Origin of the sequence: Ponticaulis profundi, from assembly GCF_042659465.1 — a bacterium.
In the GTDB taxonomy this organism is placed as follows: domain Bacteria; phylum Pseudomonadota; class Alphaproteobacteria; order Caulobacterales; family Hyphomonadaceae; genus Ponticaulis; species Ponticaulis profundi.
Map to the genome: position 1 here is coordinate 21775 of NZ_JBHSSW010000004.1, position 16570 is coordinate 38344.

The following is a 16570-nucleotide window of genomic DNA, read 5'->3' on the forward strand; positions in this document are numbered from 1 at the left end:
GCCGTAATGGCAACGCTTGGACGGGACCGAAGGGCTGGGGGTCAGGTCAGGCGAACCGGCGTAATTGTTGCGATCGTCCTGGCCCTTGGCTTCATAGTTGTTCAGACATCACCACGCGTGCGCGAGGCGGTTGCGCCCCTGCGCGCAGGCATGGACGATATTGTCGTGCAAAGTGCATCAAACCTGCCGAGAGTTTCCAGCTGGGGCTTTGGTGGGAATGAAGAACTGCGCCGTCAGCTGGAAGCGCTGCGCGTCGAGAATCGCCAGCTTTCGATCTGGCGCGATGCGGCGACGTCCATGGGCGAGCGCATGTCGCGATATGAAGAACTGCTCAATCTCGAATCCGAATTGATTCCAAACGGTGTGTCAGCGCGTGTCGTGACCGAGACCAATGGTCCGTTCGCGGAAACACGCCTTTCAAATGCTGGCGCGCGTAATGGCGTGAAGGTCGGCGATATTGCGATCAACACCCAGGGCGTTCTGGGACGCATTGTGCGGGTGGGAAATCGCTCGTCGCGTATTCTGCTCGTCACCGACTTTAACAGCCGCGTTCCCGTTATGGGCGAGATCAGCGGTGTGCGTGCGATCCTGGCTGGCGGCAAGGGGCGTGAATACGGACAGCTGCTTGATTCGCCTGAACGCGAAGGGTTCATTCCCGGCGAACAATTGCTGACGACGGGCGAGGGGAATGCCTTCCCGCGTGGCTTGCGTGTTGGCACCATTGTTGAGCTGGAAAATGACTGGGCCGTCGCGCTTGCACTTGCTGAAGCGCCGGTCGATTTCGTACGTATTCTCCCCGCTGTCTCCATTCCGAAGCCCGAAGACGATATGGTTGCGCAGAGCGATGTCGAAGCTCCTGACACATCGGAAGAGACCGAGCCGACCACAGAAGCTGCCAGTGAAACGCCGGAAGCTGCGCCTGCAGCGACGGGAGAGGGGCAATGAACCGCGTCTCCTCCAGCAATGTCCCCATTCCGTTCTGGGACAAGATGGGGCGCACGGGCCGCATGCTTGTCGGCACAGCGATCATCGTGCTGATCGGCTTTGTCGGCATTTGTTATGCGGCGCCGCTGGGCATTCAGTATCTCTGGCCAATCGCGGGCATATGGGCTGCCATTGGCTGGGGCGCGAGCCGGGCATCAATGCGACCGGTTCTGGCACTCATTCTGGTCGGTCTGATGATGGATTTGTCTCAGGGGGCGCCGCTTGGCTGCTGGCCGGCGATCCAGCTGATCGGATATCTGGTGTCGTCGGCTTTTCGTACCCGCACGCTGACCGATACAACCGGTGTGTTCCGCGCACTTGGGGATGTCGCTGCATTTGCTGCAACTTTCTTCTTTGCGCGATGGATTATCGGCGGTTACCTTGGCGGTATGGCCACGCAGGATTTGTTGGGAAACTTCCTGACGACAGGGCTCCTCTATTTTCCCATGCGATCCTTCTTTCTGCTGACCAATGATGAGCGAGTGGGCCTATGAGCAGTCGGTCACGAGATAACAATATTGATGTGACCCGCCGCCTACTCGTCGCAGGGGGCGTTGGTGGGCTTGTGGCTGGCGGTATCGGATCGCGCCTCGCTTATCTGCAGCTGTTCAGCGATGACAAGTTTGTCCGTCTCGCCGATGAGAACGGTCTGAGCCGTGAGCCTGCGCCGTCACGCCGCGGGCTGATTTACGACCGGTTCGGGGAACCCCTTGCGACGCACCGTACGTCCTGGAACGTCTATGCGGCGCGCGAAAATATCGATGATGTGCCAGCGCTGTTGAAGCGGATCTCGCAGATCGTCGAATTCTCTGATGAGCAAATCGAGCGGGTGCTACGCGATTTTTCCCGTGAGCAGCGTTTCATTCCGGTCTCGATTCTCTCGGACCTCACCTATGAGCAGTTTGCGCGATTGAGCGTTGAGCGTCCAAGTCTTCCGGGTGTGGCGATTGATGAGGTCAAGGCGCGGTCCTATCCACGTGGGCGCGATTTTGCCCATGTGCTCGGCTATGTGGCGCGCCCCAACCAGCGCGAGATTGATCAGGCGATTGAGAATCTCGATCCGGAAAAGGACCGGGAACAGATCAACCGGATCAAACGGGTCTACAAACACCCGACCATGCGCATTGGCCGCCTGGGTATGGAAAAGCAGGCTGATGACTGGCTGCGCGGCACGCCGGGTGTTTATCGCTTCGTGAAGAACGCGCAGGGACGTATTCTGGAACGTCTGCCGGACGATGAAACGGCGCCAAAGCCGGGCTCTGATATCCACCTCACGATTGATGCGGGCCTGCAGAAGGCGGCGATTGAGCATTTCGAGGATCAGACAGGCGCGGCGGTCGTCATCGATATTGAGAATGGCGATATTCTGACGCTCGCCTCGACGCCGGCTTTCGATCCGAATGACTTTGTGAACGGCATCTCGGTTCCGGACTATGCGGCGTTGCGTGATGATGAACGCGCTCCGCTCTTCCACAAAGCCTATGATGGCGTTTACCCGCCGGGCTCCACTTTCAAGATGATCGTCGGTTCGGCTGCGCTGCGCGCTGGCGTCGTGACGCCGAATGAGCGGGTCTATTGTTCCGGACGCTATAATCCGTTTGGTGGCCGTGCTTTCCACTGCTGGAAACGAGGCGGTCACGGCCATGTCGACCTGCACACGGCGATCCAGGGCTCCTGTGACGTCTATTTTTACGAAGTTGCACGTCGTCTGGGGCCAGACCTCATCGCAGAAGAGGCCAAGACGTTCGGGCTCGGTCATGACTACACTTTAGGCATGACGGGCGGACGTGAAGGCGTCGTGCCGACCGACGCCTGGAAGCGCAAGCGCTTTGGTGAGCCATGGTATGCGGGCGAGACGCTCAGCTATGGCATTGGCCAGGGCTATTTGACGACATCGCCGTTGCAGCTGGCTGTGATGTGCGCGCGGATCGCGGCAGGAGATGGTAGCCAGATCATGCCGAGACTGATCGGCAATGGTCCATCCTTCGACAAGGACACGCCATATGGCACCATGCCGTCGACCGATATTCTCGATCGTCTTCGCGCGGCCATGTATGCGGTGACGTCTGAGCCGGGCGGTACGGCGCTGCGCGCTGGCGATATCGGCTATCAGGGCATACGGATGGCGGGCAAAACCGGTACGGCGCAGGTGCGTGTCATTTCGACCGCAGAACGGGCAACCGGCGTGATTGGAAACGCTGATCTGCCAAGGCGTCTGCGTGACCACGGTCTGTTTGTCGGTTTTGCGCCATATGACAATCCACGCTACGCCGTTGCTGTTGTCGCTGAACACGCGGTGCGTGGGTCCGGTAACGCCTATCCGATCGCCCGCGAGGTGATGCGCGAAGCGTTTGAACGCAATTCAGCGCGTCAGCCAAATTACCAGTATGCGACTGGCCCTTCCAGCCGGGAGAAGATCTGATGGCCAGCTATGCGCCTTTGAATGATGATTTGCTCTCCCGCTTTCTGCGCATGCCGTGGGTGATGATCCTGCTGGTACTGGGCTTGTCATTGTTCGGCGTGACGGTGCTTTATTCGGCGACCATCACCAATGAAGCAGAAAGCCTGCTGCCGGTAAAACATGCGGTACGTGTGGTCATGGCGTTCGGCTTCCTGCTGATACTGGGCATGATGCCGCTGAATTTCTGGGCCGCTATCGCTTATCCGGTCTATTTCGGCGCGTTGGTGCTGCTTGTCGGCGTTGAATTCTTCGGCTCCACAGGGGGCGGCGCGCAGCGCTGGCTCGAGATTGGGCCGATCCGTGTTCAGCCATCCGAATTCATGAAACTGGCGCTGCTGCTCGCTTTGGCGCGCTATTATCACTCTGTGCTGTCCAGCGGAGACCGGAAGTTTGTCTTTCACCTTCCGGCGCTCATGATGATCATTGCGCCTGTCATGCTGGTCTTCCGTCAACCTGACCTGGGTACAGCCCTGATGCTGGCGGCAACGGGTTTTGCCGTCATGTTTTTTGCCGGGCTTCGTTACTGGGTGATCGGACTGGGTCTGATTTCCAGTGTGGTCGCAGCGCCGCTCGCCTTCTTTTACGTGCTGAAGGACTATCAGCGCGAGCGGGTTCTGACAGCGATCAACCCATCCCGCGATCCGCTTGGTGCGGGTTATCAGATTCAGCAGGCCGAGATTGCCATCGGGTCGGGTGGCTATGATGGTCGCGGCTTCATGCAGGGCACGCAGAGCCAGCTTGATTATATTCCCGAGCAGCACACGGACTTCATCTTCACCGTGATTGCGGAGGAGTTTGGTTTTATCGGCTCGATTGGGCTGATCGTGGCCTGGCTCGCAATCTTCGCGCTGGGCTTCATCATCGCCGGGCGCAGCAAGTCTACCTTTGGATATCTGGCGGCTTCCGGCGCTGTTGTGACGGTCGCCTTCTACGTTTTCGTCAATATCGGCATGGTCAGTGGCTTGTTGCCTGTGGTGGGTGTTCCATTGCCCATGATCTCGTATGGCGGGACGGCAATGCTCACGGTGATGGCAGCGTTTGCTGTCATCTGTGCAACCAATCTCGATCGTGAGCGCCAGATGACCTTTAACAGCTTTTTCTGACGCGATTACAATCCAGCGCTTCCCTTTTCGGGGCCAATTGACCTTTTGTGCGGTTTCGTCATGTTGTGTGGTATCCAACGGGTGGCAAACGCCCCCCGCTAGTCTTTGGGGGAGTAGTATATGGCGTTGCCATCCGTAAGCGGAAAGTCTGACCATTGGGGGTCGCGATTTGGTTTCATCATGGCTGCGGTGGGTTCATCCGTCGGCCTGGGAAATCTCTGGCGCTTTCCTTTTACAGCGGGTGAGAACGGCGGAAGCGCCTTCATCCTGATCTATCTGGCGAGCGTGCTTCTTTTCGGTTTGCCCGTGCTCATGGCGGAATATGCGCTGGGCCGTCACGGTCAACGCTCTGCGATTGCGACACTGCGCAAGATCACGACCGAAGAGAAAAAGCCGTCAGCCTGGGTTGGTATGGGCTGGCTCGGGGCGCTGGCCTCTCTGATCCTGTTTTCCTTTTACATCGTGATTTCCGGTTGGGTGTTCGACTACATCCCGCAAAGCTTCAGCGGCGCGTTCTCCCTGTTCAGCGATGAAGTTGAGCTGCTGAATGCCAATATCGGGCAGTCCGTGGCGGTGATGAATGAACAGATCAAAAGCGTTCATTTGTCCGGGGCTTGCAGCTTTGTCAGCGATGGCGTGATCACGCGTGTTGCAGAGACAGTGGATGGCGCAGAAGTGCTGCGTGATATTTCGGTTGGTGATGTGTCAGCCTGCCGGTTCGCAGAGACGACCGGCAATAAACTCGAGATCTTCATCTATACGGCGATCTTTCTGCTGCTGAACGTCATTGTTCTCGCGCGTGGTGTCCATGGCGGCATTGAACGGGCTGCGGAAATCCTGATGCCGGCTTTCTTTATCATGCTGCTTGGCATGGTTGTTTATGCCTGTGTGACAGGTGACTTCGCAGGTGCTGCGAACTTCCTGCTCACGCCGGATTTCAGCAAAGTGACGTTCAATACCGTGCTGGCAGCTGTCGGGCAGGCCTTCTTCTCACTCAGCGTCGGTAGCTGCGTGATGTTCACCTATGGCGCTTATCTGACCCGAGAGACCAGCATTCCGAAGAACGCAGCACTGGTTGCGGGCGCAGACACTTTTGTGGCGCTGATTGCTGGCTTTGCCATCTTCCCGATCGTGTTTGCCTTCGGCCTCAATGAAGCAGGTGGTCCGGGCCTTCTCTTCGTGACGCTTCCAATCGCGTTTGGTCAGATGCCGACCTTCATTGGTGCGGTCTTCTTCACGCTGGCGCTGTTTGCAGCCTTCACATCCGCCGTATCCCTGCTTGAGGTTGGTGTTTCCTGGCTGGAAGATCAAAAGGCGATTGGCCGCGTAAAAGGCGCCATTGGTCTTGGGGTTCTGATGCTGCTGATTGCCACCGGCTATATCTTCCGCGGTGATCTGATTGACCATGCCGACTTCCTCAGCGGAACGGTCATGCTGCCGCTTGGTGGTGTTCTGATTGGTCTGTTTGCAGGCTGGGTCGTGCCGAAACACATTCTGATCAAGGAACTCGGAGACGGCCTCGTGCTGAACGGGGTTCTGTTCCTGCTGCGCTTTGTGGTTCCGATCGCGATCAGCATCATTCTGATCGTTGGCATTGTCGGCAAATTCAGCTGATCAAATAAGAAAGGCGGCTCTCAGGAGCCGCCTTTTTTCTTGTGTCTTTCAGCTGCGGCCTAGCGGAAGCGCTGAACGAACTCGTCCGTGGCATCGATGAGCGCATTGACGATGCCGGGCTCCAGACTTGAATGGCCCGCGTCCGGAATGATTTTCAGCTCAGAGCTCGTCCATTCCTTGTGAAGCGCCCAAGCCGATGAGAGCGGCGTGACGACGTCATAACGCCCATGAACAATCGTGCCCGGAATACCGTTCAGCACTTTGGCGTTATCGAGCAGCCAGCCATCGGTTTCGAAGAAGCCACCATTCTTGAAGTAGTGGCATTCAATGCGCGCGAAGGCGTCGGTGAAGGCATCATCGTCAAACTGAGGCGGGCGCGCAGATGGCCCCCGAATGGAAAGCGTTTCGCCTTCCCAGCAGGCCCAGGCCCGTGCTGCATCGCGTCGTTCGTCGCCGTGAGGCCCCATCAGGCGTTTGTGGAAGGCGTTGAGCAGATCGCCGCGCTCGGCTTCCGGAATCGGAGCGATATAGCGGTCATACGCATCGGGGAAGAGATTGCTTGCGCCATGCTGGTAGAACCAGTTGATCTCGGACTTCGTCAGCAGGAATATCCCGCGCAGGAGCAGGGCAAGCGCGCGGTCCGGGTGCGTGATGGAATAGGCGAGGGAAAGCGTGGACCCCCAGGAGCCGCCGAACACGATCCATTTTTCAATGCCCAGCATTTCCCGGATCTTCTCGATGTCCGAGATGAGGTCCCAGGTCGTGTTTTCCTCGAGCGTGGAGCGGGGTGTGGATCGTCCACATCCGCGCTGATCAAAGAGGATGACACGAAAGTATCGCGGGTCAAAAAAACGGCGCATGTCCGGGTTGGCACCGCCACCCGGGCCACCATGAAGGGCGATGACCGGGATGCCGTTTACCGGACCGGCATCTTCCCAGTAAAGTTCGTGGAGGTCAGAGACCTTGATGCGTCCCGTTTGTCGTGGCTCGACATGCGGGTACAGCTTTCTTCGTATGGTGGGCATTCTGTTCATGACTGCTTCACCTATACAAAGTCTAATGTGAGATAAAGTCTGGACGAAGTGGGAACAACAGGGTTACCACTTACGTTAAAGAAACACATAATTTTTTCTGGGCGATATCTCATGCGGAATCTGTACCTTGCTGCAGCATTTCTCTGTCTTGGCGGATGTGCGACTGTCACCATACAGCCCGCCAATTTTACGATGTCGCTCAATGAAGAGCAGTCCGAACTCACCAAATCAGCCAAAGCTTTTGCCGACAATGCGGAAGCCGAAGGGTGGATCAAGAAAAGCGACCCAATCGCCTTTCTTCAGTCCAAGCTCTTTCCATCCAGTGATGCGGGTGACAACACGCCGGAATATGTCGAACAGCTGAAAGAAAACTCTGCCAGCCAGACCGAATACCGTCAGAAGCTTATGGCCGATATGGCCAGCGCAACCGCTTCGCTGACGGAACTGAACACAACGGCTGAGACGACCCTTGCAGGAGAGATGCAGCCAGAGCGAGCGGATGTCGCAAGCTTTGAGGATGCGCTGATCGCGGCTCAGAAATGCCGTAAATCCTTTGCCGATGCCAAGGATGAGCTGGCAACCAGTGTCGAGATGGACCGCACGCTTGCCGGTCTCGATGCTGAGATCGAAACCACACGCAGACTGGCTGACGATCTGGCTGCTGCATGGCAGAATGATCTGAACGCCATTTCCTGAGCCGGGGTCAGAATTTTTTCTGCACCCAGTCGGCGATCGCTTCGTTCACATCATCCGGTTTTTCCTGCTGAGTCCAATGGCCTGAACCCTTGATCAGAACACGGTCGAGATTCGGAACGAATTTCTCCATGCCATCAGCCGCCGCTGGTGGCAGAACCGGATCAAGCTCAGCGAGCACCATCAGACAGGGCTGTTCGACAAGATCGACCTGATTGGCCGTCTCGTGCCAGTTCCGGTCAAAATTCCGATACCAGTTGATGCCGCCCCGAAAGCCCGTTCGCTCAAATTCCCGGACATAGAAGTCAAACGCCTCATCAGACATGACGAGGGGGCGGGCCGTGCTTGTATCAAAGGTTTTGAGCGTATCCTTGAGGCTGCTGCCTGCGCGCGTGTCGGGCGAGTTTCCGTCCGCTTCCGGCGGCTTCTGGGCAAAATAGGTGAGCGTTTTTCGGACGTCGTCATCGAGCAGCGCTTCAGCTTCGCCTTCTTTCTGGAACCAGACCATGTAGAAATCTTCGCCAAACCGCTTTGCGTAAAGCTTGCTCGGCTCCATCGGCGCGCGCTTGGTGTAGGGCGTGTTGAGGCAGATGACCGATTTGGTGAGCTCGGGATAGCGAAGCGGCATTTGCCAGACAATGAGACCGCCCCAGTCATGGCCGACGAAGATCACCTCGGTCAGGCCGAGTTCAGCGCAGAGTGCAGCCTGATCAGCGCAGAGCGCCTCCATGTCGTAAGCTTCGATTGCTTCAGGGCAGGCTGACTGACCATAACCACGCTGATCCATCGCGACACAGTGAAAGCCGCGTTCTGCTAAGCCCTCGAGCTGAAAGCGCCATGAAAAGGCAAGCTCGGGGAAGCCGTGAGAAAACACCAGCGTCGGATAGGAACTGTCTTTTGGGCCTGCCTCCCAATAGGCGAAGGTCAGTCCGTCGCGTTTGAAGGTTTTCGGCTTGTCCCAGTCGATCTGCGTCATGTGTCCTCCCGGATTTTTATTTTGTGATACCGATCCAGATAAGCCAGCCCCAGCCAATCAGAAATGACACACCGCCAAGCGGGGTGATCGCGCCAAACCAGCGCGGTGCGCCAAGCGACATCAGATACAGCGAACCAGCAAACAGGATGATACCGATAGCGAACATGACGCCGGGGCCATCAAGACCAGTGAGCCCAAGTTTTTTCGCAAGGCCAAGCGCTGTCAGAACGACGCCGTGACCAAGCGCATAAAGGGTGGCTGTTTCCCACCAACCGACCGCCTTTTCCGTGAGCTTGCCTTCCAGGCCATGTGCGCCGAATGCGCCAAGACCGACAGCGAGCAAACCGAAAAGGGCACCAATTGCGAGAATAGGCATGAGAAACTCCTGAGACTGACGCCGGAAAAAAATGCGCCGCTATTCCGTCGGAATGGCGTAGGTCACGACAGCGTGGCTTGCGGCTTTATCCTGCATAGCACCTCTAATGTCGACTTCAGCTACGGCAAGGCGTCGCCCCATCTTCAAGAGGTTGGCTGTCGCGATGACATCTTCGGCCGGGCAGGGGCGAAGAAAGCTCATATTGAGATTTGACGTGACAGCCATCGGGGTGATGCCGATTTTGGTGAAGATGGCGGCATAGGTTGCGGTGTCGGCGAGTGACATCTGTGTCGGACCGGAAATGACATTGCCTGGGCGAAGCAGATCATTGCGAAAGCGCAGAAGGACCTTCGCCATACCATCGCCGAGTTCGATGATTTCCGGGCGCGTGCGTTCGCCGTCGAATGCCCTGGCGAAAAATTCATTCACCTCCTGCGTGGTCAGATTTACGGCCATGTCCATCTCCCCGATTTCTTATTCTGGCGCGCACTCTAGCCTGACGCGGGGCAAAGAACAGGGTGCCCCGGCGTCATACTGGACGCATGACGTTTCGGCGGTGTATCGCCTGAGCATCGCGCCGCCAAGGCATTGCGGCGTGGGCTTATCAATGCCACACCAGATAAAACAAATGACTTAGAGCGTCTCAGGCGCCGGAATTGATAAGGGATATAGGGAGGAAACATATGCTGACAGCAGGCGACGAGTATCCAATTCACCAGACACCTGAACCGGTTGCGTTTTCAGGCAGCGACCGGAATTTCTATGACCGTTACTTCTTCAATGGCTATTCGAGAGATGGTTCGGTCTTTTTCGGCGGTGCATTTGGTGTTTATCCGCATCTGAACATCATGGATGGCGCCTTTTCCATCCTGAAGGACGGCAAGCAACGCAGCCTGCATTTGTCGCGTGCGCTGAATATGGAGCGCATGGACACTCAGGTTGGTCCGATGAAGATCGAGGTGCTGGAGCCGCTCAAGAAAGTCCGCATCACCATTGAAGAAACCGAAGGTATTGGGGCGACGCTGGAGTTTACAGGCCGCGCTTTTCCAATCGAGGAGCCACGGTTCACCCGGCGCCAGGGGCCGCGTATGCTGATGGATGTCACACGCATGACGCAGAATGGCCGCTGGTCCGGCGAATTGCGGGTTGATGGCGAAGTGATCAAAGTCGATTCGCGGGATTTCTTCGGCACACGGGACCGCAGCTGGGGTGTCCGGCCAATTGGTGCAGCTGATGCACAGCCTCTTATCCCGGCGATGGAATTCCAGTTCTACTGGATCTGGACGCCGCTGAATTTTGAAGACCGCGCTGTTTATTTCCACGTCAATGACGATGCACTGGGCAAATCCTGGAACACGAAAGCCATGCATGTGATGGATGGTTCCAGCGCAGATGAGCTGGAGCACATGTCGGCTTGCGCGATCGATGTGACCTATAAATCCGGAACGCGTCGCGCATCTGGCGCTGTTCTGCGGATGAAGGATCAGGCTGGCCGGGACTATCAGGTCGACATTACCCCGCACCATCATTTCCAGATGAAAGGCATTGGCTACACCCACCCGGAATGGGGCCACGGCAGCTATCATGGCGAGGCGGTGAATTATGTTCGCGAGGAATACAAGCCAGCGGAGCTGAACTGGATGGAGCCGTCGAATGCGCACATTCAGGCGATCTCAAAAGTGGTTCTGACCGATCCAGACGGCAAAACTCACAATGGATTTGGTGCCTTTGAACAACTTTTCATGGGTCCGCATGAACCTTCTGGTTTCAAGGACGTTCTAGACCCAGCGAAATAGGATCACCTCACCCGGCTTCCTGAAGATCGCCCTTTTATTGCCACTGTGATGCACACAAGGGTAGTAGAAGGGCGTCGCGTTATGTAGCGTCGGTGTGAGCAGGGTTGTTCGGGTGGACGGGTATTGAGTGCGTTTCAGTTAAATCAGAACGATGGCCGAAACGTGTTGGTGGTCGAAGGCGACTGGACCATTGATACCATTGGCCGCCTTGAGAAGGATCTGGTGGCACTGCCATCGCTCCATCAGGATATCTCGGTCGACGTTTCCAATCTTGGTGCGCTGGACACAGCTGGCGCTTTCCTGATCGCGCGTACGGTTTCTGAAATAGAGGCGGAAGCGCCCGAGCATATCGATCTGATTGGCGATCACCCCCAGGCTGAGACCTTGTTCCGTTTGGTGCAAACCGCGTTTGAGCCCGGTGAGGATGCCAAGCCCTATCGTTTCAGCGTCATTGATCTGCTTGCGCGCATTGGCGAAGGCGGGCTGGAGTTTTTGCGCGAAGCGCGCTCGACGCTCAGCTTTCTCGGCCGGTCGGCTGTCACCACGGTCAAGCTGCTTCTGACGCCGCATCGTATTCGCTGGACCAGCGTGGTCGCCATTATGGAGGAGGCAGGTCTCGATGCGCTCCCTATTGTGGCATTTCTCTCCTTTTTCATCGGCGTTGTGATTGCCTTTATCGGCGCGACCATTCTCGGTCAGACCTTTGGTGCGACAGTGTTCACGGTCGATCTGGTTGGCTGGGCCATGCTGCGTGAATTCGGGGTGGTTCTGACCGGCATTCTGCTGGCCGGGCGAACAAACTCATCCTTTACCGCCCAGATCGGCTCCATGCGGATGCGTCAGGAAGTCGACGCGATGAAGACCTTTGGTCTCGACCCGGTCGAAGTGCTGGTCGTGCCGCGTATTCTGGCCATGTTGGTGATGACGCCCTTCCTCACATTCGCGGCAACGCTGTCCGGCCTGTTTGGCGGATTGGTGATCTCCTGGCTGGTGCTCGATATTTCGCCCATCCTGTTCATCACACGCTTGCAGGAAATGGTGCCGGTTCGGAATTTCTGGGTTGGCCTGTCCAAGGCGCCGGTATTTGCGCTGATTGTTGCGATTATTGCATGCCGTCAGGGCCTTCTGGTCGGCGGTGATGTGCAATCGCTCGGCAAGGCAACCACGGCATCTGTGGTTCAGGCAATCTTCCTGATCATCGTCACGGATGCCATCTACGCCATGGTGTTTATGGAGCTGGGCATTTGAGCGATCCGGTCATCCATATCAGAGGGCTCAAAACCCAGTTCGGTTCGCATGTGGTGCATGAGAACCTCGATCTCGAGGTTGAGCGCGGTGAAACCATCGGTGTGATCGGGCCATCAGGTTGCGGCAAATCGGTTCTGCTGAATCAGATTGTGGGCCTGCTTCAACCGGCAGAAGGCGATATCGAAGTGTTCGGCCACACGCTCAACCAGCTGTCATCTCGTGAGCGTCATGCGCTGGAACGGCGTTGGGCCGTAATGTTTCAGGATGGTGCTCTGTTCTCAAATCTGACCGTTCGGGAAAATGTCATGGCGCCGATGCGCGAGCATACCGATCTGTCTCTGACCCTGATGAAGGAGCTGGCCGATCTGAAAGTGCTGATGGCGGGGCTGACAAGCACGGCCGTGAACAAGCGTCCTTCAGAACTGTCCGGCGGCATGCGAAAGCGGGCGGCACTGGCCCGCGCGCTGGCGCTGGACCCGGAATTGCTGTTCCTGGACGAGCCGACGGCAGGACTTGATCCGATTACGGCTGGCAGATTTGATGAGCTTGTGCGCGAACTCAGCAAAACCCTGGGTTTAACTGTCTTTCTCGTGACCCATGATCTCGACACGCTGAAATCCACGTGTGACCGTATTGCTGTCATACTGGACAAGCATATCAAATACATCGGTCCGTTGCAGGAGATAGCTCGAATTGATGATCCGTGGATCAAGGAATATTTCAGCGGCCCGCGCGGTCGAGCGGTGGTAGATTAGTCATGGAAACACGTGCGAGTTACGCCCTGGTCGGGGCTTCCATCATTGCCGGTGTCATTGCGTTTGTCGGCTTCATTCTCTGGCTTGGGCAGGTTCAGTTCAATCGGTCCTACGCCGAATACGATGTGGTGTTTGTCGGGGCTGTGAACGGGCTCTCTGAGGGCGGGCAGGTGCGTTATCTCGGCATCAATGTCGGTGAGGTCACGGACCTTCATCTTGATCGCACACAGCCAGACCGTGTCATCGCACAGATACGGATTGATGCGGCGACGCCGGTTCGCGAGGATTCCAAAGCGGCGCTGGATTTTGCCGGTTTGACGGGTGTGACCTTTATTCAGATCAAGCCGGGTGAGGCGAGTTCGCCTTTGCTGCCAAAGCGGACAGGGAATAACCGTCCAACGATTGATACCGAAAAGACGCAACTCGCTGAGCTCTTTTCCAGCGGTGCTAACGTTTTGTCTGATGCTCAGATCACGGTGAACCGTATCAACGAGCTGCTGGATGAGGAAAACCGGGAAAGCCTGAAGTCCATTCTGACAAACATCGAAACGATCAGCGGCGCGTTTGCAGAGGATGAGGAACTGATCACCAGTGCCAAGGATGCCATGGCGGCGCTGACAGGCGCGGGCGAGGCGGTCGGCAATGCGGCCAATTCCTTCAATACGCTCGGTACGGATGCGCAGGCGAGTCTGGGAGAGATCACCGAGTCCGCGAAGACGCTGTTTGCGGATGCGAGCCAGACCATTCAACGTGCGGAAGCCGCTATCGGGCAAAGCGAAGCGGCGCTGCGTGAGACCCGCGAAGCCATTCAGAACCCAACGGTTGAGGCCATCGAAGAAATTCAGCTGCTGGCGCAGGATCTGAGGCTTCTGGTTCGCAGGCTCGACCGCGTGGCAACCGATATCGAACAAAACCCACAGACCCTGATTCAGGGCTCACCAAAACCATATCGAGACAGATGATGAAAACGACCTGGGGGCTGGTTCTTGCTCCACTCTTGCTGACAGGCTGTGTGTCGGTTCTTCCGGAGCCGGTAATCCCTGACGGGCTTTATCGCCTGGAACCTGAAGAAGATATCGGGCCGGTCGATAAGATCACCTTGCCGGTGGATATCTCGATCTATGAGCCAGACGGACCGGTTCTTCTGCTCAGCGAGAACTTCGTCTTTGAAGATGATGATGGCTCATTGTCGCTTCTGAAAGCCGCTCAGTGGAGCGATGATGCGGCACGTCTTCTGCAAATCCGATTGCTGGAGCGCTTGTCCAAACTGTCGCCGGACTCAGAAGGCGTCGCGGTCAGCGAGCGAGCTGGCGCACGCACGGGTGCGGAGCTGCGTTGGCAGGTCCAGAATTTTGTTATTCGGGACGACAGCGCTGTCGTGAAACTCCAGGCAACAGTGCTTTCTGCACGTCGTCGCACGGTGATCGGTCAGTTCCCCGTTGTGGTGAAAGAACCTTATTCAGGTCAGGCAAGCCGTGAAGGCGTACAGGCGCTGATCCGGGCGGCACGTCAGGCCGCTGATGAGGTCGCGGTGAAGCTTCCCGAATACCTTTACGAGATCGAGCTGAAAGCCGAGTCCAGCAACAAATAAGCCGTCAGGCGCGGTGACGCGGCGGCGCGGCTTTTCTCTGATTCCGACAAGGCGCGGAGCGCGTCTGGTTCTTCGACCGAAACGAAGCGCTCCGTCGCATTTCGGAAGGAAGCGTCATCCTGCAGGCGGAACATGATGGACTGAACAGCGGCGCCTGTTTGCTCTCGTACGGTCCGGCGGCGCTGAATGTCTCCACGGCGCGCAGCATTCGCAATCTTGCGGATCTCCTTGGCGTTGATCATGCCAGCAAGCGTGATGCCCAGCTGCTCGATTTCAGACAGCACATAGCGAGCGGACTCGTCGCGCTCTTCGGCGGGCGTCTCCAGACCGGCCAGCAGATCTTTCCAGCTCAGACCTGCAGGCTGTTGTTCGACCATGTTGAACGTGCTCGGATCGGTATCGTCCGGTTCTTCGCCAATGGGCGCACGTGAAAAGGCTTCTTTCGCGAGCTGCGCTGCGATGGGCATGGGCGGTGTATCGTCATCGTCCTGATCATCGTCTTCCCGGTTGACGTGAGCGGCATCTGATTTTGGCGGGTCGGGCTGTTTGGGTTGTGCCGCCGCTGCCTGGGCTTGACTGCTCGGTGAACCGGTCACGGGTTTGGGCGGCGTAACGTCTTCGTCCTGGCGTGGCCGCAGTGAAGGTTTTTCCGGAGCGGGCGGGGGAGGCGTCTCATTGCGCGTTGGCTGTTGGGGCTCCTGTGCCGGCGCATCTGCGCCCGGATCATAGATACCATTCAACAGCGCTGAGGCGCGCTCGATACGCAGGCGTGCGCGTTCAAGACCGGCTTCTGCCGCAGACGTTGCGCGCGTCGCGGCGCGGAACATCAGGTCGCTCAGTTCTTCAATCCGCTTTTCGGTTTGCTCAGCCTGAGCACGAGCTTCAGAACCAGCCGATTTCGTCGCCGCTTCAGCAGAGAGGCCCGCCTGCTTCAGTTCTTCCATCGCCTTTCTGGCATCTTCGACAGCTTCCCGCGATTGTTCACGGATAAAGTTTGCGGCTTCGCGTGTGCCGTCCAGCGCGCTGGCGACGGCAGCGTTCAGGCTGTCACCAGTTTCAGCGGCCGCAGAGACGGCAATCTCGCTGGCCTTGACCGCCGAGTCGACGGTTTGAGCCGATTTCTTGAGGCGGTTCTCGACTTCAACAATCAGCGCGGCAATCTCTTTGGCGCGATTTTCACCTTCGATCGTCATGGCGTCGAGGCGTTCCAGTCGCTCGCCCAGCATGCGGCCGGAATTGTCGAGCGCGGTCAGTCGGCTCTGAAGCGCCTCGTCCGCTTTGGAAACTTCCTGCTGCGCTTCACGGGCGGCCTCCACCATGATGCGGGCCTGTTTCGGAATCGCGTCTGACATGGTGGCGGTTTGCTGTTCGACGGCTTCCGTCAGCTCTTTGAGTGCCAGACGGTCCGCGGTCAGCTTCTCGATCATTTCCTGAATAGAGGCGCGATTGCGCTCGACATTCTTGGTGACGTCAGCGCGCTCTTTCGTCAGCGTATCCTTGAGCTTGGCGAGGGAGGCGTATGAGCCTTCAATCAGCTCGTTCACCTTTGCAGTCTCAGTCTTGACCGATTCAGACAGTGTTTCGACGCGGGACCCAGCGGCCTCGGCTGGCATCAGCAAAAGATGCGATGCGCGCAGGATCAGCATGTTTGCGCGAGAGTTTCGTAAGGATTGGCGGCCCAGAAAGCCTGCCATCACCATTCCGATCGCGGAGCCGAATGTCAGACAACCGCCAGCAATGAACCAGATCGGATCGAGGCTTGCGAAATTGGACGGTCCGACAATGGCATAAGCGCCTGCAGCGACACCGGCACAGATGGCCATTGCGCCAATGATACCGCCTGCAAGAAGTGCGTTCCCGCTTTCACGGATGGCCTGAAGCTCACTTTGCGTGTCTTTCAGGGCCTGAAGATAGTGTTCATCATTACTACGAGACATGG

General features: G+C 57.3%; 16 protein-coding genes. 11 read left to right on the top strand and 5 right to left on the bottom strand.

All coding sequences use genetic code 11. The annotated features are described in order from the left end of the window. Positions 1-6: 6 nt before the first annotated feature. The 5 genes from mreC to ACFQDM_RS03370 all read left to right on the top strand — a co-directional run bounded on the left by mreC (position 7) and on the right by ACFQDM_RS03370 (position 6162). Entirely contained in the window at positions 7-945 is a 939-nt protein-coding gene (gene mreC, locus ACFQDM_RS03350; protein WP_377375466.1) for a rod shape-determining protein MreC, read from the top strand. Next, positions 942-1478 carry a hypothetical protein gene (locus ACFQDM_RS03355; RefSeq protein ID WP_377375468.1) on the top strand — a complete coding sequence of 179 codons (537 nt, stop codon included), beginning with the start codon at positions 942-944 and terminating at the stop codon, positions 1476-1478. The genes mreC and ACFQDM_RS03355 overlap by 4 nt, the downstream gene beginning before the upstream one ends. Further along, positions 1475-3406, top strand: coding sequence for a penicillin-binding protein 2 (gene mrdA / locus ACFQDM_RS03360; protein ID WP_377375470.1), 1932 nt, complete (start codon positions 1475-1477; stop codon positions 3404-3406). Before ACFQDM_RS03355 ends, mrdA begins: the two co-directional genes overlap by 4 nt. Continuing rightward, complete coding sequence (gene rodA / locus ACFQDM_RS03365) at positions 3406-4548, top strand: rod shape-determining protein RodA (protein WP_377375473.1); 1143 nt, start codon at positions 3406-3408, stop codon at positions 4546-4548. The genes mrdA and rodA overlap by 1 nt, the downstream gene beginning before the upstream one ends. Before the next feature lie 120 nt (positions 4549-4668). After that, a complete protein-coding gene (locus ACFQDM_RS03370) occupies positions 4669-6162 on the top strand; it encodes a sodium-dependent transporter (RefSeq protein ID WP_377375474.1) in 1494 nt (497 codons plus the stop codon). A gap of 59 nt (positions 6163-6221) precedes the next feature. Here ACFQDM_RS03370 and pip read toward each other — a convergent pair whose 3' ends face one another. Beyond that, positions 6222-7196 (bottom strand): prolyl aminopeptidase, encoded by a 975-nt coding sequence (pip, locus tag ACFQDM_RS03375; protein WP_377375476.1) that lies wholly within the window; start codon positions 7194-7196, stop codon positions 6222-6224. A gap of 111 nt (positions 7197-7307) precedes the next feature. Between pip and ACFQDM_RS03380 the strand changes: the two genes are divergently transcribed. Beyond that, entirely contained in the window at positions 7308-7892 is a 585-nt protein-coding gene (locus tag ACFQDM_RS03380) for a hypothetical protein (RefSeq protein ID WP_377375479.1), read from the top strand. Between the two features lie 7 nt (positions 7893-7899). Here the strand turns inward: ACFQDM_RS03380 and ACFQDM_RS03385 are convergent, their stop codons facing one another. The 3 genes from ACFQDM_RS03385 to ACFQDM_RS03395 are packed head-to-tail and all read right to left on the bottom strand — an operon-like array spanning position 7900 to position 9697. Then, positions 7900-8865, bottom strand: coding sequence for an alpha/beta fold hydrolase (locus ACFQDM_RS03385; protein WP_377375482.1), 966 nt, complete (start codon positions 8863-8865; stop codon positions 7900-7902). Positions 8866-8881: 16 nt separating this feature from the next. Then, a complete protein-coding gene (locus ACFQDM_RS03390; protein ID WP_377375484.1) occupies positions 8882-9241 on the bottom strand; it encodes a DUF423 domain-containing protein in 360 nt (119 codons plus the stop codon). A 39-nt stretch (positions 9242-9280) separates the two neighbouring features. Then, positions 9281-9697, bottom strand: a complete 417-nt coding sequence (locus ACFQDM_RS03395) for a PaaI family thioesterase (RefSeq protein WP_377375487.1) — start codon at positions 9695-9697, stop codon at positions 9281-9283. Positions 9698-9924: 227 nt separating this feature from the next. Here ACFQDM_RS03395 and ACFQDM_RS03400 point away from each other — a divergent pair, with 227 nt between their 5' ends. From ACFQDM_RS03400 to ACFQDM_RS03420, 5 genes are all read left to right on the top strand, one after another. Next, the gene (locus ACFQDM_RS03400) at positions 9925-11037 is read left to right on the top strand and encodes a hypothetical protein (protein ID WP_377375489.1); all 1113 of its coding nucleotides are present in this window, start codon (positions 9925-9927) and stop codon (positions 11035-11037) included. Positions 11038-11160: 123 nt separating this feature from the next. Beyond that, a complete protein-coding gene (locus ACFQDM_RS03405) occupies positions 11161-12285 on the top strand; it encodes an ABC transporter permease (RefSeq protein WP_377375492.1) in 1125 nt (374 codons plus the stop codon). Beyond that, on the top strand, positions 12282-13040 hold the full coding sequence (locus tag ACFQDM_RS03410; protein WP_377375495.1) for an ABC transporter ATP-binding protein: 759 nt from the start codon (positions 12282-12284) through the stop codon (positions 13038-13040). Before ACFQDM_RS03405 ends, ACFQDM_RS03410 begins: the two co-directional genes overlap by 4 nt. Positions 13041-13042: 2 nt before the next feature. After that, on the top strand, positions 13043-14002 hold the full coding sequence (locus ACFQDM_RS03415) for an MlaD family protein (RefSeq protein ID WP_377375498.1): 960 nt from the start codon (positions 13043-13045) through the stop codon (positions 14000-14002). After that, positions 13999-14631 (top strand): ABC-type transport auxiliary lipoprotein family protein, encoded by a 633-nt coding sequence (locus ACFQDM_RS03420; protein ID WP_377375501.1) that lies wholly within the window; start codon positions 13999-14001, stop codon positions 14629-14631. Before ACFQDM_RS03415 ends, ACFQDM_RS03420 begins: the two co-directional genes overlap by 4 nt. Here ACFQDM_RS03420 and ACFQDM_RS03425 read toward each other — a convergent pair. Next, positions 14592-16568, bottom strand: coding sequence for a hypothetical protein (locus ACFQDM_RS03425; protein WP_377375504.1), 1977 nt, complete (start codon positions 16566-16568; stop codon positions 14592-14594). The two genes, ACFQDM_RS03420 and ACFQDM_RS03425, sit on opposite strands and share 40 nt — an antisense overlap. Between the last annotated feature and the right edge of the window lie 2 nt (positions 16569-16570).